The organism is Enterobacter sp. MGH119 (assembly GCF_001037675.1).
Classification (GTDB): domain Bacteria; phylum Pseudomonadota; class Gammaproteobacteria; order Enterobacterales; family Enterobacteriaceae; genus Enterobacter; species Enterobacter hormaechei_C.
In genome coordinates this window covers 215,472-241,210 of sequence record NZ_KQ089932.1, presented here as the reverse complement: position 1 = coordinate 241,210, position 25,739 = coordinate 215,472, and the positions used below count along the sequence as shown (strand labels likewise).

General features: G+C 54.9%; 20 protein-coding genes, 4 tRNA genes and 3 pseudogenes. 5 read left to right on the top strand and 22 right to left on the bottom strand.

Going from position 1 to position 25,739, the window contains the following annotated elements; translation table 11 throughout:
* Window positions 1–358: 358 nt before the first annotated feature.
* The 15 genes and pseudogenes from SK53_RS18095 to wecA form a co-directional block, all read right to left on the bottom strand.
* Window positions 359–435: transfer RNA gene (locus SK53_RS18095), tRNA-Pro, on the bottom strand.
* Window positions 436–479: 44 nt separating this feature from the next.
* Window positions 480–566: transfer RNA gene (locus SK53_RS18090), tRNA-Leu, on the bottom strand.
* A 21-nt stretch (window positions 567–587) separates the two neighbouring features.
* Window positions 588–663, bottom strand: a tRNA-His gene (locus SK53_RS18085).
* Between the two features lie 67 nt (window positions 664–730).
* Window positions 731–807 (bottom strand) — tRNA-Arg (locus SK53_RS18080).
* 102 nt (window positions 808–909) lie between these two features.
* Entirely contained in the window at window positions 910–2,295 is a 1,386-nt protein-coding gene (locus SK53_RS18075) for a bifunctional threonine/serine APC transporter ThrP (protein WP_017693946.1), read from the bottom strand.
* A 198-nt stretch (window positions 2,296–2,493) separates the two neighbouring features.
* On the bottom strand, window positions 2,494–3,234 hold the full coding sequence (wecG, locus tag SK53_RS18070; protein ID WP_022646653.1) for a lipopolysaccharide N-acetylmannosaminouronosyltransferase: 741 nt from the start codon (window positions 3,232–3,234) through the stop codon (window positions 2,494–2,496).
* A 12-nt stretch (window positions 3,235–3,246) separates the two neighbouring features.
* On the bottom strand, window positions 3,247–4,599 hold the full coding sequence (gene wzyE, locus SK53_RS18065; protein ID WP_023323983.1) for an ECA oligosaccharide polymerase: 1,353 nt from the start codon (window positions 4,597–4,599) through the stop codon (window positions 3,247–3,249).
* Window positions 4,596–5,675, bottom strand: coding sequence for a TDP-N-acetylfucosamine:lipid II N-acetylfucosaminyltransferase (locus tag SK53_RS18060; RefSeq protein ID WP_022650167.1), 1,080 nt, complete (start codon window positions 5,673–5,675; stop codon window positions 4,596–4,598). Before SK53_RS18060 ends, wzyE begins: the two co-directional genes overlap by 4 nt.
* Window positions 5,672–6,922, bottom strand: a complete 1,251-nt coding sequence (gene wzxE, locus SK53_RS18055; protein WP_017383597.1) for a lipid III flippase WzxE — start codon at window positions 6,920–6,922, stop codon at window positions 5,672–5,674. Before wzxE ends, SK53_RS18060 begins: the two co-directional genes overlap by 4 nt.
* A gap of 1 nt (window position 6,923) precedes the next feature.
* Complete coding sequence (gene rffA / locus SK53_RS18050) at window positions 6,924–8,054, bottom strand: dTDP-4-amino-4,6-dideoxygalactose transaminase (protein ID WP_032608214.1); 1,131 nt, start codon at window positions 8,052–8,054, stop codon at window positions 6,924–6,926.
* 4 nt (window positions 8,055–8,058) lie between these two features.
* A complete protein-coding gene (gene rffC / locus SK53_RS18045; RefSeq protein WP_022650165.1) occupies window positions 8,059–8,736 on the bottom strand; it encodes a dTDP-4-amino-4,6-dideoxy-D-galactose acyltransferase in 678 nt (225 codons plus the stop codon).
* Entirely contained in the window at window positions 8,733–9,995 is a 1,263-nt protein-coding gene (gene wecC / locus SK53_RS18040) for a UDP-N-acetyl-D-mannosamine dehydrogenase (RefSeq protein WP_048209856.1), read from the bottom strand. The genes rffC and wecC overlap by 4 nt, the downstream gene beginning before the upstream one ends.
* A complete protein-coding gene (gene wecB / locus SK53_RS18035) occupies window positions 9,992–11,122 on the bottom strand; it encodes a non-hydrolyzing UDP-N-acetylglucosamine 2-epimerase (RefSeq protein WP_032608211.1) in 1,131 nt (376 codons plus the stop codon). Before wecB ends, wecC begins: the two co-directional genes overlap by 4 nt.
* 56 nt (window positions 11,123–11,178) lie before the next feature.
* A complete protein-coding gene (wzzE, locus tag SK53_RS18030; RefSeq protein ID WP_017383601.1) occupies window positions 11,179–12,225 on the bottom strand; it encodes an ECA polysaccharide chain length modulation protein in 1,047 nt (348 codons plus the stop codon).
* A 13-nt stretch (window positions 12,226–12,238) separates the two neighbouring features.
* Window positions 12,239–13,261: pseudogene (wecA, locus tag SK53_RS18025) on the bottom strand (UDP-N-acetylglucosamine--undecaprenyl-phosphate N-acetylglucosaminephosphotransferase); the annotation flags it as partial.
* A gap of 60 nt (window positions 13,262–13,321) precedes the next feature.
* On the opposite strand from wecA, the gene SK53_RS18020 reads away from it, so the two are divergent.
* Window positions 13,322–14,026 carry an IS6-like element IS26 family transposase gene (locus SK53_RS18020; protein WP_001067855.1) on the top strand — a complete coding sequence of 235 codons (705 nt, stop codon included), beginning with the start codon at window positions 13,322–13,324 and terminating at the stop codon, window positions 14,024–14,026.
* A gap of 45 nt (window positions 14,027–14,071) precedes the next feature.
* On the opposite strand, the pseudogene SK53_RS18015 reads toward SK53_RS18020, so the two are convergent.
* The 3 genes and pseudogenes from SK53_RS18015 to tet(D) all read right to left on the bottom strand — a co-directional run.
* Window positions 14,072–14,494 (bottom strand): annotated as a pseudogene (locus tag SK53_RS18015) (alpha/beta hydrolase-fold protein); the annotation flags it as partial.
* Window positions 14,495–14,515: 21 nt separating this feature from the next.
* Window positions 14,516–15,625: an S-(hydroxymethyl)glutathione dehydrogenase/class III alcohol dehydrogenase gene (locus tag SK53_RS18010; protein WP_000842134.1), complete on the bottom strand. Its 1,110-nt coding sequence runs from the start codon at window positions 15,623–15,625 to the stop codon at window positions 14,516–14,518.
* Between the two features lie 94 nt (window positions 15,626–15,719).
* A complete protein-coding gene (tet(D), locus tag SK53_RS18005) occupies window positions 15,720–16,904 on the bottom strand; it encodes a tetracycline efflux MFS transporter Tet(D) (protein ID WP_001039466.1) in 1,185 nt (394 codons plus the stop codon).
* Window positions 16,905–16,999: 95 nt separating this feature from the next.
* Here tet(D) and tetR(D) point away from each other — a divergent pair, with 95 nt between their 5' ends.
* Both tetR(D) and SK53_RS17995 read left to right on the top strand, forming a co-directional pair.
* Entirely contained in the window at window positions 17,000–17,656 is a 657-nt protein-coding gene (gene tetR(D), locus SK53_RS18000; protein WP_000113282.1) for a tetracycline resistance transcriptional repressor TetR(D), read from the top strand.
* 11 nt (window positions 17,657–17,667) lie between these two features.
* The gene (locus SK53_RS17995) at window positions 17,668–18,372 is read left to right on the top strand and encodes an IS6-like element IS26 family transposase (protein WP_001067855.1); all 705 of its coding nucleotides are present in this window, start codon (window positions 17,668–17,670) and stop codon (window positions 18,370–18,372) included.
* A gap of 42 nt (window positions 18,373–18,414) precedes the next feature.
* Here SK53_RS17995 and SK53_RS24085 read toward each other — a convergent pair.
* From SK53_RS24085 to trxA, 3 genes and pseudogenes are all read right to left on the bottom strand, one after another.
* Window positions 18,415–18,516: pseudogene (locus SK53_RS24085) on the bottom strand (hypothetical protein); the annotation flags it as partial.
* Between the two features lie 242 nt (window positions 18,517–18,758).
* Window positions 18,759–20,018, bottom strand: coding sequence for a transcription termination factor Rho (gene rho / locus SK53_RS17990; protein ID WP_001054528.1), 1,260 nt, complete (start codon window positions 20,016–20,018; stop codon window positions 18,759–18,761).
* Between the two features lie 341 nt (window positions 20,019–20,359).
* Window positions 20,360–20,689, bottom strand: a complete 330-nt coding sequence (gene trxA, locus SK53_RS17985) for a thioredoxin TrxA (RefSeq protein WP_006812392.1) — start codon at window positions 20,687–20,689, stop codon at window positions 20,360–20,362.
* 144 nt (window positions 20,690–20,833) lie between these two features.
* Here trxA and rhlB point away from each other — a divergent pair, with 144 nt between their 5' ends.
* The gene (rhlB, locus tag SK53_RS17980) at window positions 20,834–22,102 is read left to right on the top strand and encodes an ATP-dependent RNA helicase RhlB (protein ID WP_003860827.1); all 1,269 of its coding nucleotides are present in this window, start codon (window positions 20,834–20,836) and stop codon (window positions 22,100–22,102) included.
* A 6-nt stretch (window positions 22,103–22,108) separates the two neighbouring features.
* Window positions 22,109–23,593 carry a guanosine-5'-triphosphate,3'-diphosphate diphosphatase gene (gene gppA, locus SK53_RS17975; RefSeq protein WP_032661064.1) on the top strand — a complete coding sequence of 495 codons (1,485 nt, stop codon included), beginning with the start codon at window positions 22,109–22,111 and terminating at the stop codon, window positions 23,591–23,593.
* Window positions 23,594–23,643: 50 nt separating this feature from the next.
* Here gppA and rep read toward each other — a convergent pair whose 3' ends face one another.
* The gene (gene rep / locus SK53_RS17970; protein WP_048209855.1) at window positions 23,644–25,668 is read right to left on the bottom strand and encodes a DNA helicase Rep; all 2,025 of its coding nucleotides are present in this window, start codon (window positions 25,666–25,668) and stop codon (window positions 23,644–23,646) included.
* Window positions 25,669–25,739: the final 71 nt, after the last annotated feature.

Genomic DNA, 25,739 nt, shown 5'->3' with positions numbered 1-25,739 from the left:
TGCGTCATTCCTGAGTTTATGAGGCCTAAAGGCGAACATAAGAGATGGAATGAGCATCTACACGCATATTATTGCATGTAATGTGCCAGGTTTACACGCAGAACTTTTACATCGCGCAACATTTTAAGATAAAAGGAAATTATGTTGTTAAGAACCGCCTGAAGCCATACAACATCGCGCTAAAGTCGGTGATCTGTCGCCACAAGGAGACAGGTTAAGAGGTGAAATAATAAATACTTAAATATTAATGGTTTATATGTCGCTGAATCGCGACAAGGATATGGGGTGTTGTCGGGAAATGACTACAGGATAAAAAAACGCAGAAAACAAAAAACCCCGCCGAAGCGGGGTTCAAAATTGGTCGGCGAGAGAGGATTCGAACCTCCGACCCACTGGTCCCAAACCAGTTGCGCTACCAAGCTGCGCTACTCGCCGATGTACTGCTTTTTTGAATTTTTAGTTCAACTCATTAAAAGTCGTGGTGCGAGGGGGGGGACTTGAACCCCCACGTCCGTAAGAACACTAACACCTGAAGCTAGCGCGTCTACCAATTCCGCCACCTTCGCAATTCACAACTCTTTCAATAATGGGGTGGCTAATGGGATTCGAACCCACGACAACTGGAATCACAATCCAGGGCTCTACCAACTGAGCTATAGCCACCACTGTATTCTTTCACGCGGTTCTGACTACTTCTCAGACCACCGCAGCTCTAGCGCCGGGACTAAAATGGCGCGCCCGACAGGATTCGAACCTGAGACCTCTGCCTCCGGAGGGCAGCGCTCTATCCAGCTGAGCTACGGGCGCTTAGCGCCGTTGCGGGGCTGGATATTACGTACCTCCGTCCCCGCTGTCTAGTGCTTTTTTGAAAAAAATGCGCGTTTGGTTATGGTTTGCACATTTTGCCGCTTATTCCTCCACTTTATGGGCGGAGCCACGGCGACCCAGGCCAAAAAGTTTATATGCAGCTGTGACGGCAGCCAGGAAGATCATCCCGACAAACAGCGACATGCGGGTATCTTCATTAAAGTACATTCCAATTAATACGCAAATCAGGAACGCCATCGTCAAATAGTTCGCATACGGGAACAGAATGGAGCGGAACGGATGGCTGGCGATCGCTTTTTTGTGCGCCTGCCGGAAACGCAACTGGCTAATCAAAATGACAAACCACGGTACCATCCCCGGCAGCACGCTGGCGCTATAGACGTAAACAAACACGCGCTGCGGATTTGGGATGATGTAGTTCAGGCAAGAGCCAATCAGCAAAATCACAATCGACACGGCTACGCCCGCCACCGGTACACCTACGCGGGAGACTTTGCCCATCACAGCCGGCAGCTGTTTGTTTTGCGAGAGCGCGTAAAGCATACGCCCACAGCTGTACATTCCGCTGTTACAGCCGGAAAGCGCCGCCGTCAGTACCACAAAGTTGATAATGGCGGCTGCCGCCGTGATGCCAATCTTAGCGAAAGTTAAGACAAACGGGCTGCCGGTGGTGCCGATCTCGTTCCATGGGAAAATGGTCACGATAACGAAGATCGCGCCCACATAGAAAATCAGGATACGCCACAGCACCTTGCCTACCGCGCTACGCAGTGTCACCTGCGGGTTTTTCGCCTCACCGGCGGTAATGCCGATCAGCTCAACGCCCTGATAGGAGGCGACAACGATACAGAGCGCCGTCAGAAAGCCCTTCCAGCCACCCGCAAAAAAGCCGCCGTGCCCGGTCAGGTTACCGAAACCGATAGCGTGCCCGCCGTTACCGAAGCCAAAGAAGATGACACCCAGACCCACAACAATCATCACGATGATGGTGGTAACTTTGATCATCGCAAACCAGAACTCGATTTCACCGTAAAGACGAACGGCGGCAAGGTTCGCCAGCGCCACTAGCCCTACGGCAATAAGCGCAGGTATCCACTGGGCCATCTCCGGGAACCAGAACTGCACGTAGACCCCGATGGCGGTGATCTCCGAAATCCCGACGGCCATCCACATAAACCAGTACGACCAGGCCGTGAGATAACCAAAGAACGGGCTCATATACCGGTGGGCGTAAACGGCGAAAGAGCCCGTTACCGGCTCCAGGAACAGCATTTCGCCCATTGAGCGCATGATGAAGAAGACGAACAGTCCGGCAATAATATACGCCAGCAGGACGGAAGGCCCCGCCCATTTCAGCGTGCTTGCCGAGCCCATAAACAGGCCAACGCCGATAGTCCCGCCCAGCGCGATCAATTCAATATGTCGAGCTTCCAGCCCACGCTGAAGCTCCGGTTTTTTCTCTGCCATAATTCCTCGGTTGTGTTTGCTGTTTCCCGACTTATTGCCGGGTATTGTTTTTGAGGGGTACTGAAATACGGAGCGAATGGTTTCTTAAATTCTGGCAAATGGCAAACAATGCATTAAAAAAATGAATGCATTGCACAGAAATTCAGCAGCTTTGCAGGGGGCGTTGCAGCGCGAACAGCAGATCGCGCTGCATATTGATTACATTTTACCGGTGTAGTGCCAGGCGAGGTAGCGCAGAAGACGAATCTGTCGTTTGATTCGTGTCGGTTGAGAAAGCAGGCGGTAGAGCCACTCCAGCCCCAGGTTTTGCCAGACTTTGGGCGCACGCTTAACGTGGCCGGTAAAGACGTCGTAGGTGCCGCCGACGCCCATATAGAGCGCATCCGGGCTGACCAGACGGCAATCGCGCATTAGAATTTCCTGGCGCGGCGACCCCATGGCGACAGTGACAATTTTCGCCCCGCTGTCGCGCACGCGCTCATATAACGCCTGGCGATCTTCCGGCCTGAAATAGCCATCCTGACTGCCCACGATGTTAACATTCCACTGGTTACGCAGCTTTTGTTCGGTCTGCGCCAGCACCTCTGGCTTGCCGCCGATCAAAAATACCGGTGTGCCTTCAGCGCCTGCGCGTTCCATAAGCCGCTCCCAAAGGTCAGCTCCCGCCACGCGAGACACATTAGCGTCTGGAAACTTTTTACGAATTGAACGCACCACGCTAATACCGTCTGCGTATTTAAACTCCGCGGCTTCAATCAGGCTTTTCACTTCCGCATTATCTTCAACCGCCAGCATTTTTTCTGCGTTGATGGCCACCAGCGTGCCCGATTTCATCTGCCCGTCCGCGAACAGGAAATCCAGCGCGTGCTGCATGTCTCGCCAGCCAATCAGCTGTAGCCCGCGCAGCGCATAACGCGGGGCTGAAGTTGTATCCGTCATGATAATCCCTACTCAGACTTGCGACAGCGTTGTGCTGCCCTGTGGCTCACGTCTGTGCACAAGCCCTGCACTGTCAAACAACCAGTACAGCAGTTTTGCCAGCAGCAGACAGAGTCCGAAAACGACCATAAAGAACACCACGCGTGAGACGAATGAATCCAGCCCCTCGCGCGCCAGAACGATCATATTGAAAATGGCACCGAAACAGAAACTGTGCAAAACAGCGGCTTTGTAGCGGTTGGTCTCTTCGTTACCCAGCGTATATAGCCAGTCGAACCATTTTATTATCAACCCGACCGCGATCGCGCCCGGCAGGATAAACCACGTTCCGCCCATCACTACCAGCGAGCCAATCAGGGTTGGGGAAATCGCCAGGCCCGAATGGTTGTTCAGCACTTCCCAGGTAAAGTAGTTCGCCGTGTTCAGGACAATACCGGGACGGTCAGGCCACAGCCACGTCGGTATAAAGACATAGAAATCGCGAACAATCGGCGCCAGCCCCTGGAATTCGATTTTGTCGTAGTTTTGCAGCAGCAATGCCAGGTTTTCCCACGGCGAGAAGGTGTCGCGCGTCAGATACAGGAAGGTATAAAACGCTTCGTCGCCCGCCACGTTCAGTCCGTAGCGCTTCAGCGCCAGCCAGAACATCCCCACAATGCCAAAGACGCCTGCCGCCGCCAGCATCCACAGCGAGATCCAGCCGCGAATAATGCCGATAAACAGGAAAATCGCGAAGGCGATAATGATGTTGGCGCGGGTGCCGCCGACGATCATGTAGGTCAGAATGCCAAATGCGACGGTGCTGACCAGGAAGAACAGCCAGGCTTTGCTGTCCTGACGCAGGAAAAAGACCACCAGCATCGCCGGAATGAAGAAATAGAAGAAACGCTTGAGCGCGACACCAGAGACTTCGGCGGAGAAAATCTGGCTATAGGACTGTAACTTAAACAGTAAAAAGCCGTTATGCATGAAGAAGATCGCCACGCTGACGAGGGCGATGGTCATCAGCATAACCCACGTCAGATGGGTTTCTACCCGGTTCATGGTAAACAGCGGACGACGGGGTGCGGTGTCTTTCGCCGCGCGCAGGCGCGTTTTATAGGTGACGTAATACACCGCGTAGAAGCAGGTCGCAGAGAGCAGTGCCTGCAACAAGATTTCCGGCGGAGCGACGCCAACATCAAAGCGGAACACGAGGATGCTGGTCAGCGGGAAGCCAAAGAAAAAGGTCAGCAAAAACAGCAGCGAGAAGAAAACGTTGAAGTTAAAACGTACGCGCCGGAACTCAAACCAGGTGAGCGTGGCGATAAACAGCGTGCTCAGCAGCCAGACCACCAGCAAGCCGCTAAATTGCAACTGGCTCATGCGTTGTCTCCTGAAGCAATACGCAGCGCGTGGTGCCACGGCGTGAGGTAGTTCGGGCTGAAAAAGTCGATGCTATTTTTATCCACCAGCGTGAGCTGACGCTGCGCTTCCCGTACGACCTCGACATTAAGCGTGTCAGAGGTAAACAGCACCGGAATATGCTGTTCGGCCATGTCCTGCCAGAACGGGTTTTCGCGGTTGAGCACGCACGGTACGCCCGCCTGAATCAGCAGACACAGCGTACCAATCCCCTGCTGACGGGCAAAGATGAAATAGCCCAGATCGCATTTTCGCAGGAGCGCGAGATAGTCATCAAATTCCAGCTTATCGTTGAGAATGTGCAGATTTTCCGCGCTAAACAGCGCAAGCCCCTGCTGGCGAACGTCATTGATGTAGGCGTCGTTATTAGCGGGATAGCCCATCGGCACCACTACGTTCACCGTATCGCCAAACTGCTGATGTACCGCCCGCAGCGCCGCGACATGCTCGTTACTGCGATCGCCGGAATTTCCCACCAGGATGGTCAGTTTGCCCTCACGAATCGCGTCATTCGCCAGGGTGTTCAGCGCCGGATCCATACGGGTCGGAAAATAGAGCAGCTCCCCGCGAACCTTCGGGTGCTGTTTAGCAAAATAGTTGAGATCGCCACGGGTAGCAAAAACGCAGCCCACGCGCGCCTGGGCCAGACGACGCAGCGGATAGAAAAGACGGAATTTCCAGCCACGTGAGACTTCGTAGAGATCCGCTCCCCAGATATGCCAGCTGAACTGGGAAGGTTTTATCCCGCCGCTTAACAGCGCCAGCCACAGGCCAGTATTGAACTGTCCGTGGAAGAAGAAACGCTGGCTTCGGTCCGCTTTAGCTTTCGCGACAACGGCTTTGGTCAGCGCCGCTTTGTCTGGCCAGAAGGTGATGTGCAATGCCGGACACGCCGCGCTCAGACCGTTATCGCGTCCAACGACCATAAACTCGCGCGCATCGGGCGTGCCGGATGCCAGTTCATCATTGAAGAAACGTAGAACGGTCTGGTTGTGATGCGGGATATCCGATCCCAGTATGTGTATCAGTGCAGTCATGCGCGTTTACGCCAAAGTAAAAATACGCCGCAACAGGCAGCGAAATAAACGATATAAGTTGCCATATAGGCCTGAGCCGCCCCCAGCGCACCGTGGGTGGGGATCAGCCAGTGAGAAAATGCCGTCAGCAGCGCAAACTGGCCGATCTCTGCCAGGATATACAACCGCAGCGAAGCCTTCGCAATCACCAGATAGCCGAAAACGTATGCCCCCACTTTCAGCACATCGCCGACCAGTTGCCAGGCAAACAGATCGCGCATGGCGGTAAACTTCGCCGAAAACAGCAGCCAGATGGCGAAATCACGCAGTAACCAGACGGTAAAGCTGGCGATCGCAACCGCCGGCAATACAAAACGCAGGGAGCGAAAAATCTCGCGGGTAATATCCTGCCTGGAAGTCAGGCGCGATAAGGTTGGCAGTAAATAGACGCTAAAGGAAGCCGTAATAAATTGGAGGTAAGCATCTGAAATGCTGCTCACGCCCTGCCAGATCCCCACTTCATCCCAGCTGTAATGCGCTGCCAGCAGGTTTCGCATCATCACGTAGGCAACGGGAAGCGTTACCGAAGTGATGAGCGCCATCAGGGTAAACTTACCGAGCTGCCCCGCCAGCATCTTGTCCCACTGCGGTTTCAGGTAATTCAGCGGGACATTGCCTCTGCGCATCAGCATAAACGCTGCCGGAATGACAACGAGCGCAGGCACCAGCGCCAGCCCCAGCAGCGCGCCTTCATAGCCGCCCAGCCGATAGCAAAAGTAGTAGGCGATAACGCCGATGATGCTGCCGAGGATCAGCGCCAGCGCATTCCCGGCGGCATCACGGAAGCCTTTCATCAGCGCCAGCAGCAGGTTTGCCCAGGCGATCCCCATCTGAACGAGCGCCACCAGGCGCACCAGCCCCTGATAATGCGTGTGTCCGAACAGCCCCTGGCTGATGGGTGCCGCCGCCAGCAAAAAGACGACGGCCAGCAACGTAGAGAAGCCCAGCACCATAGCCGAGGAGGTGCCCACCACCGTGCGGAGCTTTTCGGCATCGTCATGATGCTGCGCGACGTATTTGGTGACGCCATTGAATATCCCGGCTCCCGCCAGCACGCCAAGCACCGTGACCAGCTGGCGGAAGTTCCCTGCCAGCCCAACGCCTGACGGACCAAATGAGACGGCCAGCAGCTTGACGACCAGTAACCCGGCGCCAATTTTTACTAGCGTGGACGCTGCCGTCCACACCGACGCTTTTGCCAGAGACATATCAGGCGAAATAACTCAGAAGCGAATTGATCACCGTACGCTGGTTCACCGGCGCGAGGTTGTAGAACAGGGGGAGGCGGAGCAGACGTTCGCTCTCTTTGGTGGTGTAGCGGTCTTCACCGGCAAACATCCCGAAGGCTTCGCCAGCCGGGCTGGAGTGCAGCGGAATATAGTGGAATACCGCCATAATTTCCGCCTCTTTCAGCCAGGCAATCAGCTTGCTGCGATCGTCGTTATCGCGCAGCTTGATGTAGAACATGTGAGCGTTGTGGATACAGTCTGCCGGAATAGTCGGCAGTTCAATACGTCCGGCTTTTGCCAGCGGCTCCAGCGCGTCGTAGTAGGTTTGCCACAGGGAGAGGCGTTGCAGATTGATTCGCTCTGCCGCTTCCAGCTGCGCCCAGAGATACGCGGCCTGCAAATCCGCCATCAGGTAGCTTGAGCCGATATCGCGCCAGGTGTACTTATCCACCTGACCGCGGAAGAACTGGCTGCGGTTGGTCCCTTTTTCACGGATCACTTCCGCACGCTCCACCAGGGCACGATCGTTAATCAGCGTCGCGCCGCCTTCGCCGCCTGCGGTGTAGTTTTTGGTTTCGTGGAAGCTAAAGCAGCCGATATGACCGATGGTGCCCAGCGCGCGCCCTTTGTAGGTGGACATCACGCCCTGCGCGGCGTCTTCCACCACAAACAGGTTGTGCTTTTTGGCGATGGCCATGATGGTGTCCATCTCACAGGCCACGCCCGCGTAATGCACCGGCACAATCGCCCGCGTTTTGTCAGTGATCGCCGCTTCAATCAGCGTTTCGTCGATGTTCATGGTATCCGGACGGATATCCACAAACACGATTTTCGCCCCGCGCAGGACAAACGCGTTCGCCGTGGAGACGAAGGTGTAGCTCGGCATGATCACTTCATCGCCAGGCTGGATATCCAGCAGCAGCGCCGCCATCTCGAGCGATGCGGTACAGGACGGCGTCAGCAGCACCTTGGCACTGTGAAAACGTTGCTCCATCCACTGCTGGCAGCGGCGGGTAAAACCGCCGTCGCCACAGAGCTTGCCGCTGCCCATAGCCGACTGCATGTAATCAAGTTCAGTGCCCACAACGGGAGGCGCGTTAAATGGAATCATCTTGTCACCTGTATAACCAGTAGGCGGTGGCGTCGATGCTGGCACCACTCGCAATATAACGTTTAAGCGCAGCGGTGTTGCCCATCTGGGTTGCGACCCGCAGCGTCGATACCTGTTGTTGCTCCGCCCAGTGCAGCGCCGCCTGCATGAGTTTCTCGCCCATGCCGCGCCCGGCTAACAGTCCGATGCGCGCCTCGTGCTCGGTGAGCCTGCGAAGCGAAACAAAACCCTGAATCTGTCCCCCGTCAGTACGGAACACCAGACATACGTGGTCAAACGTGCCTTTGACCGCATTCTCTATCCACTGAGCATAAAAGCGACCGCTGTCATCGGGCGCATACCAGGGCGCCCGGAAACGGCTCTGAGCGAAGGCCAGCGCCGCCATCTTGCGCAGCGTGGGGATATCCTGCTCCGTTGCAATTTCCGCGCCCGGTGAGGCGTAGCGAGCCACGGTAACAGAGAGATCAACCTCGCCCTCGACCAGCCGGAATCCGTGCTGCTGGAGGGCGTCCAGCAGATCGGCGCGGTCCGCCGGGATCTTAGCCTGTACGCGCTGCCAGGCGCTGAAGTCTGCATCCTGCAACGCAGGGGCATTGTCGCGCAGACGCACTATCGCTGAGGGACGCGCAAAAAATGCGCTTTCCCACTCAAGAGACTCCAGCACGCCGTTGAGGATACTCAACGCCACACGCCTTTGGTATCAACAACATACTGCTGACATACGGCATCACCGGAAACCGCTTTAAACGCATTGTGATCCACCAGCAGCACCAGCACATCCGCCGTCGCCAGCGCGTCATCCAGGGCGGTAAGGGTGCAGTGACCGGCAAGTTTTGCCGGCAACGCATGAATATTCGGCTCAACCACCAGCGTTTCACCGCTGTGCCAGGCAGCGATCATTTCGGCAATTTCCATCGCCGGGCTTTCGCGCAGATCGTCAATATTCGGTTTGAATGCCAGACCAAAGCAGGCAATTTTCAGCTCACTGGCGCGTTTGCCGCTGTCGGCCAGGCAATCCGCGACCGTGGCTTTGACCTGGTTGATAACCCAGTGCGGTTTATGGTCGTTTACTTCGCGCGCGGTGCGAATCAGGCGTGCCTGTTCCGGATTTTGCGCCACGATAAACCACGGATCGACCGCGATGCAGTGCCCACCCACGCCCGGCCCCGGCTGAAGGATGTTCACGCGGGGGTGACGGTTGGCAAGGCGAATAAGTTCCCAGACGTTAATCCCCTGATCGGCGCAAATCAACGACAGTTCATTCGCAAACGCGATGTTAACGTCGCGGAAACTGTTTTCGGTCAGTTTGCACATCTCGGCGGTGCGGGAGTTGGTCACCACACATTCGCCTTCAAGGAAAATTTTATACAGCTCGCTGGCGCGCGCGGAGCAGACTGGCGTCATGCCGCCAATCACGCGGTCATTTTTAATCAGTTCCACCATCACCTGGCCTGGCAGTACGCGCTCAGGGCAGTAGGCGATATTGATATCGGCCTGGTCGCCCACCTGCTGGGGGAAGCTAAGATCGGGACGCGCCTCGGCCAGCCACTGTGCCATCTGCTCGGTTGCCCCAACAGGTGAAGTGGACTCAAGGATAACCAGCGCCCCTTTCTTCAGCACAGGCGCAATGGATTTTGCCGCCGCCTCGACGTAAACCATGTCAGGCTCATGATCGCCTTTAAAGGGCGTTGGAACCGCAATCAGGTACGCATCGGCTTCTACCGGCGTGGTGCTGGCGCGCAGGAAGCCACCGTCCACCGCCTTTTTCACCACGCGATCGAGATCGGGCTCCACGATATGAATTTCGCCACGGTTGATGGTTTCCACCGCGTGCGCGTTGATATCTACGCCAACGACCTGCTTTTGACGAGAGGCAAAGGCCGCCGCAGTAGGCAGCCCGATATAGCCAAGACCAACAACAGAGATGGTAGTAAAACTCATAGCGTTACCCGATTGTGTTTAAGTGCGTGCAAAATACGACCACAAGCCTGCCCGTCACCGTACGGATTGTGGGCCCGGCTCATCGCCTGATACTCTTCATCGTCATGCAGTAAGCGCGTGACCTCTTCGACAATACGACGCGGATCCGTTCCCACCAGACGCACGGTACCGGCAGTAACCGCTTCCGGGCGTTCGGTGGTTTCACGCATCACCAGTACCGGCTTACCGAGGGAGGGCGCCTCTTCCTGAATGCCGCCAGAATCGGTCAGGATCAGCCAGGCGTGGTTCATCAGCCAGACAAATGGCAGATAGTCCTGCGGCTCGATCAGGAGCACGTTTTCCACGTGACCCAGGATACGGTTGACCGGTTCGCTGACGTTCGGGTTGAGGTGCACCGGATAGACAATCTGCACATCCTCGTTCTGCGCGGCGATTTCAGCCAGCGCGTGGCAGATTTGCTCAAAGCCACGGCCAAAGCTTTCGCGGCGGTGGCCCGTCACCAGAATCGTTTTCTTGCCGTTGTTCAGGAACGGATAGCGCGCAGCAAGTTCTGCCTGAAGCTCGCTGTTAGCCAGCACGCGGTCACGCACCCAAATCAGCGCATCAATGACCGTATTGCCGGTGACGAAGATCTTGCTGTCGCTGATATTTTCGCGCAGCAGGTTTTGGCGTGAGTTCTCGGTTGGCGCAAAATGGTACATCGCCAGGTGACCGGTGAGCGTACGGTTGGCCTCTTCCGGCCACGGGGAATAGAGATTGCCGGTACGCAGACCCGCTTCAATATGACCAACGGGGATACGCTGATAGAACGCGGCCAGGCTGGTTGCCACGGTAGTAGTGGTGTCGCCGTGCACCAGCACTACATCCGGCCTGAACGACTCCAGAATAGGCTTTAATTCTTGCAGAATACGGCAGGTTATTTCCGTCAGTCCCTGTCCCGGTTTCATTATATTGAGATCGTAATCCGGGACGATAGAAAAGAGGGTTAAGACCTGATCGAGCATCTCACGGTGCTGGGCAGTCACGCACACTTTCGCTTCAATATCAGGATCTCTGGCCAGCGCATGAACCAGAGGCGCCATCTTGATGGCCTCCGGCCTGGTGCCAAATACGGTTAGTACTTTCACATCGATTCTCTTCGATTAGACGATGAAGGTCACAGCCTTCATCGTAGACGGCGTTCTTAGTTTGTGCGGCGACGCAATAACGCTACGCCAGCGCCAGTCAGTGCGCCCACAATCCCCCACATGATCATCAGGAATGCGCGACGCGGACTATCGCGTTTTACAGGCTCTTCAGGCGTTCTTAAATAACGATAGGTCTGAAAACGCGGGTCCAGCGTTGGACCGACGTTGAGCGTATTGAGCATGGCGCGGTTTTGGTCGTAATCAAGGTCAAAGTCAGGGCCAACGGCCTGGATATTTTCCAGACGAGCCTGAAGCATTGGGCGACCAAGAAGGAACATTTCTGAATCCGGGAGTTCGTCCGCCGGAACATCCGTTTCGCTACGGGAAATATTGTGCTGTTCCGCAATCTTCAGCGCCTGCTCAAGATTATGCACGCGACGGGCGAAGATGGCCTTAGCGACCTCTTCCTGGCGTTTGACCTGCGCTTTCATCTGGATAGTGCGCGCAGCCCAGGCGCCTTTCAGCTCGTCATTCAAATGACTGGCCGCGCGCTGGCTGGCAAAAGCAACGTACTGACGCAACAGGTTATTGGCGTCCGGCGCCGTTTCCGCAATCAGCTTCACGCTGTCGCTAACGTTACGAAGCACATCGCCAGGCATAAACTGAATGTTATTAATCAGATCATCCAGCAGCGCGGCATCCGCTTTGCTGTTACCGACCATGCGCTGCTTGTAGTAGTCCGTCTGGGACCAGAAATCGCGACGTGTATCCCACGACGCCAGCTGCATCACAAACTCTTTGTAGGATTCATCCATCACCGAGGCCTGATCCGGGGTCGCCAGATTGGCCTTGATATCAAGATTACGCAGGAATTGCTGCTGGGAGTAGTAGCCTCCAAGCATATTCACCGTTGGTCGGTCTGTGATCGCCGTGGCGCTCCACTCTTGTTTTGCAAAGAAGGTGTAAGCAAGCGCTAACAGCGCGAACCCCAGGGCAATCCCTACAATCCACAGTTTGCCCTGCCATAACACGCGAAACAAACCACGAATATCCAGCTCGTTCTCAGTGCCCACTGATTTCGCTCCCGCCAACGGTTGAGTCATCATAGTCCCGGTTTTACTTAGTTAATGTTGTGTTTTTGCCACTGTTCCGACGCATCCTGCGTTTTAAACGTTTAATAAAACGCGCGACTTTCCATGCACGCTTGATGCAGTAACCGTACATGAAAAATGCTAGCAAGAATAATACCAACATTACCCATTCAGGAATGAAATGTGCGTATTCTGCGGCAACGCCAATCGCAGCCAGAATAGCAGCCGCAAGCGTAATCAACACAAATGCCTGACGAGACGTGAAGCCGGCGCGCATAATCAGGTGGTGAATATGCTGCCGATCGGGAGAAAACGGGCTCATTCCTTTACGCAGACGGCGGTACATAATAGCGACCATGTCCATCAGCGGGATGGCGATAATCCAGAGAGCCGTTACCGGGCTGATAGGGTGCGTTTTACCCTGCGTGGTTTCCAGCAGGACCCAGATAACCGTAAAGCCAATCAGGGTACTGCCCGCATCGCCCATAAAGACTTTATAGCGACGCCCTAACACACCCAGGTTCAGGCAGATGTATGGCAGGATGGCGGCAATCATAGCAAAGCACCACATTGACAGGCTGTACTGGCCGTCAAACCATAAGATGATGCCGATCGCGCCAAACGAAACAGAGGACAGCCCACCAAGCAGACCGTCTATACCGTCAACCATGTTAAAGGCGTTGATAGCCGCCCACACGGCAAACAGCGTCAGGAAGAAGCCGAATGGCCCAAGCACCAGCTCCCAGGGACCAAACACGTAGCCCAGGCTTCTGAGATAGAGTCCGCCTACCACCATCATAATGATGCCAATGGCCGCCTGTACCGTCGCGCGGAACTTCACGCTGATATCAAAACGATCATCAAGGGCGCCGACCAGTACCAGCACACCGGCACATGCCAGATAGAGTGCGGCATGGGGGATATAATAATCCGCGATCCCGAATGTGAAACAGATGCCTGCGTATACCGAAATGCCGCCCACCAGCGGAATAAGCCCCTGATGACGTTTACGGAAGTTCGGTTTGTCCACTAACCCAATTCTTTTGGCACTGTTGCAAATAGTCGGTGGTGATAAACTTATCATCCCCTTTTGCTGATGGAGCTGCACATGAACCCATTCAAAGGCCGGCATTTTCAGCGTGACATCATTCTGTGGGCCGTACGCTGGTACTGCAAATACGGCATCAGTTACCGTGAGCTGCAGGAGATGCTGGCTGAACGCGGAGTGAATGTCGATCACTCCACGATTTACCGCTGGGTTCAGCGTTATGCGCCTGAAATGGAAAAACGGCTGCGCTGGTACTGGCGTAACCCTTCCGATCTTTGCCCGTGGCACATGGATGAAACCTACGTGAAGGTCAATGGCCGCTGGGCGTATCTGTACCGGGCCGTCGACAGCCGGGGCCGCACTGTCGATTTTTATCTCTCCTCCCGTCGTAACAGCAAAGCTGCATACCGGTTTCTGGGTAAAATCCTCAACAACGTGAAGAAGTGGCAGATCCCGCGATTCATCAACACGGATAAAGCGCCCGCCTATGGTCGCGCGCTTGCTCTGCTCAAACGCGAAGGCCGGTGCCCGTCTGACGTTGAACACCGACAGATTAAGTACCGGAACAACGTGATTGAATGCGATCATGGCAAACTGAAACGGATAATCGGCGCCACGCTGGGATTTAAATCCATGAAGACGGCTTACGCCACCATCAAAGGTATTGAGGTGATGCGTGCACTACGCAAAGGCCAGGCCTCAGCATTTTATTATGGTGATCCCCTGGGCGAAATGCGCCTGGTAAGCAGAGTTTTTGAAATGTAAGGCCTTTGAATAAGACAAAAGGCTGCCTCATCGCTAACTTTGCAACAGTGCCCGTTTTTCCGATGTGCCGAAATGCCCGCTTACCAGGGTGTGCAGCTCATTCAGAATATAATCATACATCTGATAATGCGCTTTCCACGGCTCCTGTGTGGCATTGACATAAAACCCGGCACCCTGGCCGAGATCGTACTCTTTATCATCCGCCACCTGACTGCCGCGCGGACTGGTATCCGGCGCGACAATCACCAGGCCGTGTTCCGCTGCGTAACGCTGTGCCCCGGCTTTGGTGATAAAATTCTGCTCGTTGCAGGTCAGCCCGGAAAGCCAGTACAGCACAGGACATTTCTCTGTTTTTGCCTGCGGCGGCAGAAACACGGAAAAAGTCATCGGCGTGCCGGTCACCGCAGAGTGGTGACGCCAGACTTCCTGGCTGCCGCCGAAACAGACGTGATGTTCAATCCGTTCCATAGTATCTCCCTGAATACGTTATCAGTAATGAATGACTGTGCGGATGGATTTGCCGTCGTGCATCAAATCAAAAGCTTCATTGATTTTATCCAGTTCCATGGTGTGCGTGACAAACGGCGCCAGCTCGATTTTGCCGCTCATGGCATCTTCCACCATTCCCGGCAACTGGGTACGCCCTTTCACGCCGCCGAACGCCGTGCCTTTCCAGACCCGGCCGGTCACCAGCTGGAACGGACGGGTTGAAATCTCTTTTCCGGCACCCGCCACCCCGATAATTACCGACTGCCCCCAGCCACGGTGCGCACTTTCCAGCGCCGACCGCATCACATTGACATTGCCGATACATTCAAAGGTATGATCCACACCCCATTTGGTCATTTCGACCAGCACCTGCTGAACAGGTTTGTCATAATCATTGGGATTAATGCAGTCTGTGGCGCCGAACTGTTTTGCCAGCTCAAACTTGGATGGATTGGTATCGATGGCAAAGATGCGCCCCGCTTTTGCCTGACGTGCGCCCTGCACCACGGCCAGCCCGATACCGCCGAGGCCGAATACCGCCACAGAATCCCCTTCCTGTACCTTCGCGGTATTGTGTACCGCGCCGATCCCGGTGGTCACGCCGCAGCCGAGCAGGCAAACCTGCTCCGCATTGGCCTGCGGATTGATTTTCGCCAGTGATACTTCCGCCACAACGGTATATTCGCTGAATGTCGAGCAGCCCATATAGTGATAGAGCGGCTGACCGTTATACGAAAAACGGCTGGTGCCGTCCGGCATCACGCCTTTGCCCTGGGTTTCGCGGACGGCAACACAGAGGTTGGTTTTACCGGAGGTACAGAAATCACACTCGCCGCACTCGGCGGTGTACAGCGGGATCACATGGTCGCCCGGTTTCACACTGGTCACGCCCTCACCGACCTCAACCACCACCCCGGCACCTTCATGGCCGAGCACCACCGGGAACAGACCTTCCGGATCATCACCGGAAAGCGTGTAGGCATCGGTATGGCATACCCCGGTGTGACTGATTTTCACCAGCACTTCACCTTTCTTCGGCGGTGCCACATCAATTTCAACAATTTCAAGGGGTAAACCCGGCCCGAAGGCGACTGCTGCGCGTGATTTCATAACGGTTCCTCTGTGTCTGAGGCTTATCATGGCAGGCGATAAGCACGAATGCCGTCCACCATACCGCACAACAGCGCTGCCTGTATAGCGCCGGTCAGCAGGTGGCCGCCACCGGTGCCGGTTTTCTGATCAGCAGACAGATTGCCAGCAGCAGACCGTACAGTGCCGTGCCAATCAGCCACACCGTACCGTCCGCACTCTGCTGTGTCTGACTGAAAATAAAAGCAAACAGCAGCGGGCCCGCCACGCCGGTCAGATTGGTCAGGCTGACCAGCACACCCTGTAGTTTTCCCTGATTTGCCGCCGATGCCCCGGCAGAGATAATGCCCTGCAATGCAGGCAGTGCAATTCCGCCGCCTGCCAGCAGGATCAGGACCGGATACACCATCCATCCGGAAGTGATAGCAGACATCAGTAAAAACGCGGTGGCATCGGCAATAAATCCGGCGAAAATAATGGTTTTCTCACTCAGCCGTTTTGCCAGCGCCCCGGCAACCACCGCCTGAAACAGTGCATGCATCGCCCCGAGTCCCGCCAGTGAAAAACCGACCGCCGCGCTGTCCCAGGCAAAGCGGCTCTCCGTAAACAATACCCAGACAGTGGCCGGGATCTGCCCGATAAGCTGCGCGGTAAAAAAGACAAACAGCAACAGCGCCAGAGGTTTAAGCAGTGTGATAAAGCTGATACCTGCGCTTTCTTGTTTCTGCTCCGCCGGTTTTTCTTCTGTCTGTACCGCCGGTTTAAAGATAAAAAAGACCATCAGAAAGGTGCAGGCATTCAGTATTGCCGCAATGACAAACGGCAGATGCGGTGAGATATCCCCCGCCAGTCCGCCGATAGCCGGCCCGGCAATCAGCCCGGCACCAAAGGCCGCACCGAGACGGCCGAACCAGGCGGTACGCTCGCTGACCGCCGTGCTGTCCGCCACTACCGAAGCCGCAACCGCGCCGGTGGCACCAGTGATCCCGGAGATAATCCGCCCGAGATACAACATCCACAGCACATTGGACAGTGCCAGCAGTGTGTAATCAAACGCGGCACCCGCCAGGGATAACAGCAGCACCGGTCTGCGCCCCAGCTTATCTGACCATCTGCCCAGCAGCGGAGCAAAACAGACCTGCATCACCGCATACAGCGCCAGCAGAATGCCGTAATGGTTTGCCACATCCGCTTCCGGGAGATATTCCCGCAGCAGTGACGGTAATACCGGCATGATCAGACCAATTCCCATCGCGTCCAGCAGTGTAATCACCAGCGCGATGACAGCGGGTTTATTCATTTTTCAGATCCTGTGTTAATTCCCTATCATTGATAGAGTTGGAATATATCCCTATCAATGATAGAGTGTCAATCTGAAAATCGGAGGAGACGGTCATGGCACGGCTGAACAGAGAATCGGTTATTGATGCGGCACTGGAACTGCTGAATGAGACAGGGATTGACGGGCTGACGACCCGCAAGCTGGCGCAGAAGCTGGGAATAGAACAGCCGACACTTTACTGGCATGTGAAAAATAAACGGGCGTTACTGGATGCGCTGGCGGTGGAGATCCTGGCGCGTCATCATGATTATTCACTGCCTGCGGCGGGGGAATCCTGGCAGTCATTTCTGCGCAATAATGCAATGAGTTTCCGCCGGGCGCTGCTGCGTTACCGTGACGGGGCAAAAGTGCACCTCGGCACCCGCCCTGATGAAAAACAGTATGATACGGTGGAAACCCAGTTACGCTTTATGACAGAAAACGGCTTTTCACTGCGCGACGGGTTATATGCGATTTCAGCGGTCAGTCATTTTACCCTTGGTGCCGTACTGGAGCAGCAGGAGCATACTGCCGCCCTGACCGACCGCCCTGCAGCACCGGACGAAAACCTGCCGCCGCTATTGCGGGAAGCGCTGCAGATTATGGACAGTGATGATGGTGAGCAGGCCTTTCTGCATGGCCTGGAGAGCCTGATCCGGGGGTTTGAGGTGCAGCTTACGGCACTGTTGCAAATAGTCGGTGGTGATAAACTTATCATCCCCTTTTGCTGATGGAGCTGCACATGAACCCATTCAAAGGCCGGCATTTTCAGCGTGACATCATTCTGTGGGCCGTACGCTGGTACTGCAAATACGGCATCAGTTACCGTGAGCTGCAGGAGATGCTGGCTGAACGCGGAGTGAATGTCGATCACTCCACGATTTACCGCTGGGTTCAGCGTTATGCGCCTGAAATGGAAAAACGGCTGCGCTGGTACTGGCGTAACCCTTCCGATCTTTGCCCGTGGCACATGGATGAAACCTACGTGAAGGTCAATGGCCGCTGGGCGTATCTGTACCGGGCCGTCGACAGCCGGGGCCGCACTGTCGATTTTTATCTCTCCTCCCGTCGTAACAGCAAAGCTGCATACCGGTTTCTGGGTAAAATCCTCAACAACGTGAAGAAGTGGCAGATCCCGCGATTCATCAACACGGATAAAGCGCCCGCCTATGGTCGCGCGCTTGCTCTGCTCAAACGCGAAGGCCGGTGCCCGTCTGACGTTGAACACCGACAGATTAAGTACCGGAACAACGTGATTGAATGCGATCATGGCAAACTGAAACGGATAATCGGCGCCACGCTGGGATTTAAATCCATGAAGACGGCTTACGCCACCATCAAAGGTATTGAGGTGATGCGTGCACTACGCAAAGGCCAGGCCTCAGCATTTTATTATGGTGATCCCCTGGGCGAAATGCGCCTGGTAAGCAGAGTTTTTGAAATGTAAGGCCTTTGAATAAGACAAAAGGCTGCCTCATCGCTAACTTTGCAACAGTGCCATTCTTTTTGCTACCTTGCGCGCAATGAACAAAAAACAGGTTGTGAATAAAAAAATACTGATCAGCTCAGTTACTGCAGTGAGTAGATTCACAATGGATTGCTCTCAACAAATGTTAGTCCCGGAAGTATAACCATGAAGCCACTGCCTCAGAAGGATTAAAGATGGCTTCTCACAACTCCCTTTGTATGTTTTTCAATCAATTATTTCTTTGACTGTGCAAACATTCTTATTGTCGCACCGACAGGTCAAAATTGGGAGTGTGTGGTAATAGCGTATAGTCCATAAATAAAAAACGCCACGTAAAAACGTGGCGTTTACTGGGATTATTTGCGTTACGAGCGTTTCATCATGTCGAAGAAATCGTCGTTCGTTTTGGTCATCGCCAGTTTGTTGATGAGGAATTCCATTGCGTCGATTTCGCCCATTGGATGGATGATTTTGCGCAGGATCCACATTTTCTGAAGCTCTTCCTGAGTGGTAAGCAGCTCTTCTTTACGGGTACCGGAACGGTTGTAGTCGATCGCCGGGAAGACGCGTTTTTCTGCGATTTTACGAGAAAGGTGCAGTTCCATGTTGCCTGTACCTTTGAACTCTTCGTAGATAACTTCGTCCATTTTGGAGCCGGTATCGATCAGCGCCGTCGCGATAATGGTCAGGCTACCGCCCTCTTCCACGTTACGCGCCGCACCGAAGAAACGCTTCGGACGATGCAGGGCGTTGGCATCCACACCACCGGTCAGTACTTTACCGGAAGCCGGCACCACGGTGTTGTAGGCACGCGCCAGACGGGTGATGGAGTCGAGCAGGATGATCACATCTTTCTTGTGCTCAACCAGGCGTTTCGCCTTCTCGATAACCATTTCCGCAACCTGAACGTGGCGGGAAGCAGGCTCGTCGAAGGTAGACGCAACCACTTCCCCTTTCACCAGACGCTGCATCTCGGTCACTTCTTCCGGACGTTCGTCAATCAGCAGCACCATCAGCACACAGTCTGGGTGGTTGTAAGCAATGCTCTGCGCGATGTTTTGCAGCAGCATGGTTTTACCGGCTTTTGGCGGCGCCACAATCAGACCACGCTGGCCACGACCAATTGGCGATGCCAGATCCAGCACACGCGCGGTTAAATCTTCAGTAGACCCGTTACCACGCTCCATGCGCAGGCGAGAGTTCGCGTGCAGCGGCGTTAAGTTCTCGAACAGGATCTTATTGCGGGAGTTTTCCGGTTTGTCGTAGTTAACTTCGTTAACCTTCAACAGCGCAAAGTAGCGTTCACCCTCTTTTGGAGGACGAATCTTACCTGAAATGGTGTCACCAGTGCGGAGGTTGAAACGGCGGATTTGGCTAGGGGATACGTAGATGTCGTCAGGGCCGGCGAGGTAGGAGCTGTCTGCGGAGCGGAGGAAACCAAATCCGTCTTGCAGTATCTCCAGCACACCGTCGCCAAAGATATCTTCGCCACTCTTAGCGTGCTGCTTCAGGATGGCGAAAATGATGTCCTGCTTGCGCATACGAGCCTGGTTTTCCAGTCCCATATTTTCGCCGAGAGTGATCAGCTCAGAAACCGGCGTATTCTTTAATTCGGTAAGATTCATAATGGTGTGGGTTCTTAAACTCGGGGTGATTCTCGAACTTAATGTTGTGAATGGTATGGCAGGGTCATCCATGCCTGTTTAGCGGCCATCACCTCATGTCTGTTCGCTGTCTGGTCACAGGGAAAGAACGCAGAACTGAAACGACAAGACGGATTGAGTGACAAGCCCGGAATCTAGCAACTTCACGCACTGTTTATGTTAACAACGGGAAGTATCGGGTAAAACAAGATTCAAACAACAAGATATGTTTAAAACGTAGTCATAGCTAACTTAGCACGACTAAAGCCGGGCGTCCAGATCTCGCCGTTAATTAGGCGCTCTGGACGCTCAGCTGAGAAACCTTACGCCAGGTTAGCGTCCAGGAACTCTTTCAGTTGACCTTTGGACAGTGCGCCCACTTTGGTCGCTGCCACGTCACCGTTCTTGAACAGCAGCAGGGTCGGGATGCCACGGATACCGTATTTTGGCGCGGTGCCCGGGTTCTGGTCGATGTTCAGCTTGGCAACGGTCAGTTTGCCCTGATATTCGTCAGCGATTTCATCCAGAATCGGAGCGATCATTTTGCAAGGACCACACCATTCAGCCCAGAAATCAACGAGGATCAGCCCGTCAGCTTTAAGTACGTCCGTGTCAAAACTGTCGTCAGTCAGGTGAATAATTTTATCGCTCATATATAACTCCACAGGAATAAGCCTGGTACGTTGGTTTTGTCTCCACCAACGACGTGTTGATGTCGCATTAACCAACTAAAGGTTGACTTTATTTCACCGGATACGCTTTCGTAAAGCAATAGTAAGCTGATATTCTACCACACTATGAGCAAAACACATTTAACAGAACAGAAGTTTTCCGACTTCGCCCTGCACCCAAAGGTGATCGAAGCCCTTGAAACTAAAGGGTTTCATAACTGCACGCCCATTCAGGCTCTCGCCCTGCCGCTGACGCTGGCCGGTCGCGATGTTGCAGGGCAGGCGCAAACCGGTACTGGCAAAACGATGGCGTTTTTAACGTCAACGTTTCATTATTTACTTTCTCACCCAGCGATTGCAGACCGCAAAGTTAACCAGCCGCGCGCGCTAATTATGGCCCCGACGCGAGAACTGGCGGTACAGATCCACGCAGACGCTGAGCCCCTGGCGCAAGCCACCGGCCTGAAACTTGGCCTGGCCTACGGCGGCGACGGCTACGATAAACAGCTGAAAGTGCTGGAAAGCGGCGTCGATATCCTGATTGGGACCACCGGCCGTCTTATCGACTACGCCAAACAGAACCATATCAACCTCGGCGCAATCCAGGTCGTGGTGCTGGATGAAGCAGACCGCATGTACGATCTGGGCTTCATTAAAGACATCCGCTGGCTGTTCCGCCGTATGCCTGCGGCAAACCAGCGTCTGAACATGCTGTTTTCCGCAACCCTGTCATACCGCGTACGTGAACTCGCATTCGAGCAGATGAACAATGCGGAATATGTGGAAGTAGAACCGGAGCAGAAAACCGGGCACCGCATTAAAGAAGAGCTTTTTTATCCTTCTAATGAAGAGAAAATGCGCCTGTTGCAAACCCTGATCGAAGAAGAGTGGCCGGATCGCGCGATTATCTTCGCGAACACCAAACACCGCTGTGAAGATATCTGGGGACACCTGGCGGCAGATGGTCACCGTGTGGGTCTGCTGACCGGCGACGTGGCGCAGAAAAAACGCCTGCGCATTCTCGACGAATTTACTCGTGGCGACCTTGATATTCTGGTCGCGACCGACGTGGCGGCCCGTGGCCTGCACATTCCAGCCGTGACGCACGTCTTTAACTATGACCTGCCAGATGACTGTGAAGACTATGTACACCGTATCGGTCGTACTGGTCGTGCAGGCGCAAGCGGTCACTCCATCAGCCTTGCGTGTGAAGAGTATGCGCTGAACCTTCCGGCCATTGAGACCTACATCGGTCACTCTATTCCACAGAGCAAATACAATCCGGAAGCGCTGTTAAGCGAGTTGCCGCCACCTAAGCGCCTTACACGTCCACGCTCCGGCAATGGCCCGCGTCGTTCCGGCGGTGCACCGCGTAATCGTCGTCGTTCAGGTTAAGAAAATATGCTCAGCTCCACCTCGCTTTATGCGGCAATTGATCTCGGTTCGAATAGTTTTCATATGCTGGTTGTGCGCGAGGTGGCGGGAAGCATACAAACGCTGACGCGCATTAAGCGCAAGGTCCGCCTCGCGGCGGGCCTGAGCAGCGATAATCATCTCTCCCCGGAAGCCATGGAACGTGGCTGGCAGTGTCTGCGTCTGTTTGCAGAACGTTTACAGGATATCCCGCTCAGTCAAATTCGCGTTGTTGCCACGGCGACCCTTCGTCTGGCGGTTAACGCTGGCGATTTCATTGCCAGAGCACAGGAAATTCTGGGCTGTCCGGTGCAGGTCATCAGCGGTGAAGAAGAAGCGCGTCTGATTTATCAGGGTGTGGCGCATACGACCGGCGGCGACGATCGTCGTCTGGTGGTCGATATCGGTGGCGCCAGTACCGAACTGGTCACGGGCACAGGCGCGCAGGCGACGTCGCTCTTCAGCCTGTCAATGGGCTGTGTGACCTGGCTGGAACGCTACTTTACCGATCGAAACCTTGCCAAAGAGAATTTTGACGAGGCGGAAAACGCGGCGCGTGCGGTCCTGCGCCCGGTCATGGACGAACTGCGCTATCACGGCTGGAAAGTGTGTGTCGGCGCGTCCGGAACCGTGCAGGCGTTGCAGGAAATCATGATGGCACAGGGGATGGACGAGCGGATCACGCTTGCCAAACTCCAGCAGCTTAAACAGCGCGCCATCCAGTGTGGTCGTCTGGAAGAGCTTGAAATAGAAGGGCTGACGCTTGAACGCGCGCTGGTTTTCCCCAGTGGGCTCGCCATACTGATTGCCATTTTCACCGAGCTTAATATCCAGTGTATGACCCTGGCAGGCGGTGCGCTGCGTGAAGGTCTGGTCTACGGAATGCTGCACCAGTCGGTCGATCAGGACATCCGTAGCCGTACGCTGCGTAACGTTCAACGCCGCTTTATTGTGGATACCGACCAGGCGCAGAGAGTGAGTCAACTGGCGTCACAGTTTGCCGATCAGGTGAAAAAAAGCTGGGATATTGAACCGTTAAGCCGCGATCTGTTGCTAAGCGCCTGTGCGCTACATGAAATTGGTCTCAGCGTGGAGTACAAGCAGGCACCGCTGCACGCGGCCTGGCTGGTGCGTAATCTCGATTTGCCGGGTTATACGCCCGCCCAGAAGAAGCTGCTGGCCACCCTGCTGCTGAATCAGACTAACGCCGTCGATCTCTCTTCCCTTCACCAGCAGAACGCTGTGCCGCCGCGCGTGGCGGAGCATCTGTGTCGTCTGCTTCGGCTGGCGATCCTGTTTGCCAGTCGGCGTCGAGATGATTTGCTGCCAGCCATTACGCTGGCGGCAGACGAGGAGAAACTGACGCTGACGCTACCGGAAAACTGGCTTGAGGATCATCCCCTTGGGGCGGAACTGATTGAGCAGGAGTACCAGTGGCAGAGCTATGTGCACTGGGCGCTTGATGTGAAGTGACCCTTGAAGCGTGCCGGGTGGCGGCTTCGCCTTACCCGGCCTACAAATAGTTATCCCTTCTCTTTGGCTTTTGCCAGCATTGCGCGAATGTTTGCCACGTTTGCCTGCCCTTTATGCATACGCTCTTCAGCGGTAATGACTTTACGCTCCTGCTCCCAGATAAGATCGTCCTGAGGCAACTCCAGCAGAAAACGGCTCGGCTCCGGGCGCACCAGCTCACCATACTGACGGCGCTCTTTGCACAGCGTAAACGTCAGCTCTTTCTGCGCACGGGTGATCCCAACGTAGGCCAGACGGCGCTCTTCGTCGACGTTATCTTCATCAATGCTGCTCTGGTGCGGCAATAGGCCCTCTTCCATCCCCACCAGATAGACATAAGGGAACTCCAGCCCTTTCGAGGCATGTAACGTCATCAGCTGAACCTGATCGGCCTCTTCTTCGCTTTCCCCGCGCTCCATCATATCGCGCAGCGTGAAGCGGGTGACCACCTGCGTCAGGGTCATGGGCTCGTCAATCTCAGATCCTTCAAGCATTTCGGTCATCCAGCTGAAGAGCTGGTTAACGTTTTTCATGCGCATCTCTGCCGCTTTCGGGCTGGCGGAGGTTTCATACAACCAGGATTCGTAATCAATGCCGTGGATCAGATCGCGTACTGCCGCCACAGGCTCGCGCTCAGCCAGACGCTGCACCTCACCCAGCCAGTGGGTAAAGCGGGTTAAGGCCTCATAGCCGCGCCCGGTCAGGGTCTGGCTCAGCCCCATATCGAAGCTGGCGGTGAACAGGCTTTTGTTGCGGGTCATCGCCCATTCACCCAGCTTTTGCAGCGTCGCAGAGCCAATCTCGCGCTTCGGCGTATTTACAATGCGCAGGAAAGCGCTGTCGTCATCCGGGTTGGTCAGCACGCGCAGATAGGCCAGCAGATCCTTGATTTCCGGACGCGAAAAGAACGACGTACCGCCGGAGATTTTGTAGGGGATGCGGTTCTGCATCAGCATCTTTTCAAAGACGCGCGACTGGTGGTTACCGCGATAGAGGATCGCGTAATCCTTGTATTCAGTTTTGTTGACGAAGTGATGGGCAATCAGCTCGCCGGTTACGCGCTCCGCTTCGTGCTCTTCGTTATTGGCGCTGAGCACTTTCAGCTCGGTCCCGTAACCCAGTTCAGAGAACAGGCGCTTCTCAAAGACGTGCGGGTTGTTGGCAATCAGGATGTTCGCCGCCTTCAGGATACGCCCGGAAGAACGGTAGTTCTGCTCCAGTTTAATCACCTGCAACGCCGGGAAGTCTTTGCTCAGCAGCACCAGGTTTTGCGGACGTGCGCCACGCCAGGAGTAAATCGACTGATCGTCATCGCCTACAACGGTAAAACGCGCGCGCTGTCCTACCAGCAGCTTTACCAGCTCGTACTGGCTGGTGTTGGTATCCTGGTATTCATCCACCAGCAGGTAACGAATTTTGTTCTGCCAGCTCTCGCGCACCTCTTCATTCCGCTGAAGCAGCAGCGTCGGCAGCAGGATCAGATCGTCGAAATCCAGGACGTTACAGGCTTTCATATGCGCGTCGTACAGACCGTAGCAGTGGGCAAAGATGCGGTCGCGCTCGCCTTTGGCACTTGCCGCTGCCTGGGCCGGCGTCATCAGATCGTTTTTCCAGTTCGAGATCGTCGAGATCAGCTGTTGCAACAGCACTTTGTCATCTTCGATCAGCCCTTCCGTTAGCTCTTTAAGCAGCGCCACCTGGTCGGTGTCATCAAAGAGAGAAAAGTTGGACTTCATGCCCAGCGCCGCGTATTCGCGCTTGATAATATCCAGACCCAGCGTGTGGAAGGTGGAGATCATCAGCCCGCGCGCCTCTTTACGGCCCAGCGTCTGGCCGACGCGCTCTTTCATCTCACGCGCCGCTTTGTTGGTAAAGGTGACCGCCGCGATATGGCGCGCCTGGTATCCACAACCCCGAATTAAATGGGCGATTTTGTTGGTGATCACGCGTGTTTTACCGGATCCCGCTCCCGCCAGCACCAGGCAGGGTCCGGTGACGAATTCGACAGCTTGTTGTTGTCCGGGGTTTAAACGCATAAATGATCACTCAATCAAAGTCGGGAGAGGAGGAAAAACGCGTGGTAGTATACCGACCGTAAACTAGTCGA

What these genes read in the sequence shown, in the direction of transcription:
- wecG (WP_022646653.1), bottom strand. Translation starts at nt 3,234, where the DNA reads ATGACGGATACAACTTCAGCCCCGCGTTATGCGCTGCGCGGGCTACAG.
- SK53_RS18060 (WP_022650167.1), bottom strand. Translation starts at nt 5,675, where the DNA reads ATGACTGCACTGATACACATACTGGGATCGGATATCCCGCATCACAAC.
- wecC (WP_048209856.1), bottom strand. Translation starts at nt 9,995, where the DNA reads ATGAGTTTTACTACCATCTCTGTTGTTGGTCTTGGCTATATCGGGCTG.
- wzxE (WP_017383597.1), bottom strand. Translation starts at nt 6,922, where the DNA reads ATGTCTCTGGCAAAAGCGTCGGTGTGGACGGCAGCGTCCACGCTAGTA.
- rhlB (WP_003860827.1), top strand. Translation starts at nt 20,834, where the DNA reads ATGAGCAAAACACATTTAACAGAACAGAAGTTTTCCGACTTCGCCCTG.
- SK53_RS18010 (WP_000842134.1), bottom strand. Translation starts at nt 15,625, where the DNA reads ATGAAATCACGCGCAGCAGTCGCCTTCGGGCCGGGTTTACCCCTTGAA.
- gppA (WP_032661064.1), top strand. Translation starts at nt 22,109, where the DNA reads ATGCTCAGCTCCACCTCGCTTTATGCGGCAATTGATCTCGGTTCGAAT.
- rho (WP_001054528.1), bottom strand. Translation starts at nt 20,018, where the DNA reads ATGAATCTTACCGAATTAAAGAATACGCCGGTTTCTGAGCTGATCACT.
- SK53_RS17995 (WP_001067855.1), top strand. Translation starts at nt 17,668, where the DNA reads ATGAACCCATTCAAAGGCCGGCATTTTCAGCGTGACATCATTCTGTGG.
- SK53_RS18020 (WP_001067855.1), top strand. Translation starts at nt 13,322, where the DNA reads ATGAACCCATTCAAAGGCCGGCATTTTCAGCGTGACATCATTCTGTGG.
- rep (WP_048209855.1), bottom strand. Translation starts at nt 25,668, where the DNA reads ATGCGTTTAAACCCCGGACAACAACAAGCTGTCGAATTCGTCACCGGA.
- wzzE (WP_017383601.1), bottom strand. Translation starts at nt 12,225, where the DNA reads ATGACTCAACCGTTGGCGGGAGCGAAATCAGTGGGCACTGAGAACGAG.
- trxA (WP_006812392.1), bottom strand. Translation starts at nt 20,689, where the DNA reads ATGAGCGATAAAATTATTCACCTGACTGACGACAGTTTTGACACGGAC.
- rffA (WP_032608214.1), bottom strand. Translation starts at nt 8,054, where the DNA reads ATGATTCCATTTAACGCGCCTCCCGTTGTGGGCACTGAACTTGATTAC.
- wzyE (WP_023323983.1), bottom strand. Translation starts at nt 4,599, where the DNA reads ATGAGCCAGTTGCAATTTAGCGGCTTGCTGGTGGTCTGGCTGCTGAGC.
- SK53_RS18075 (WP_017693946.1), bottom strand. Translation starts at nt 2,295, where the DNA reads ATGGCAGAGAAAAAACCGGAGCTTCAGCGTGGGCTGGAAGCTCGACAT.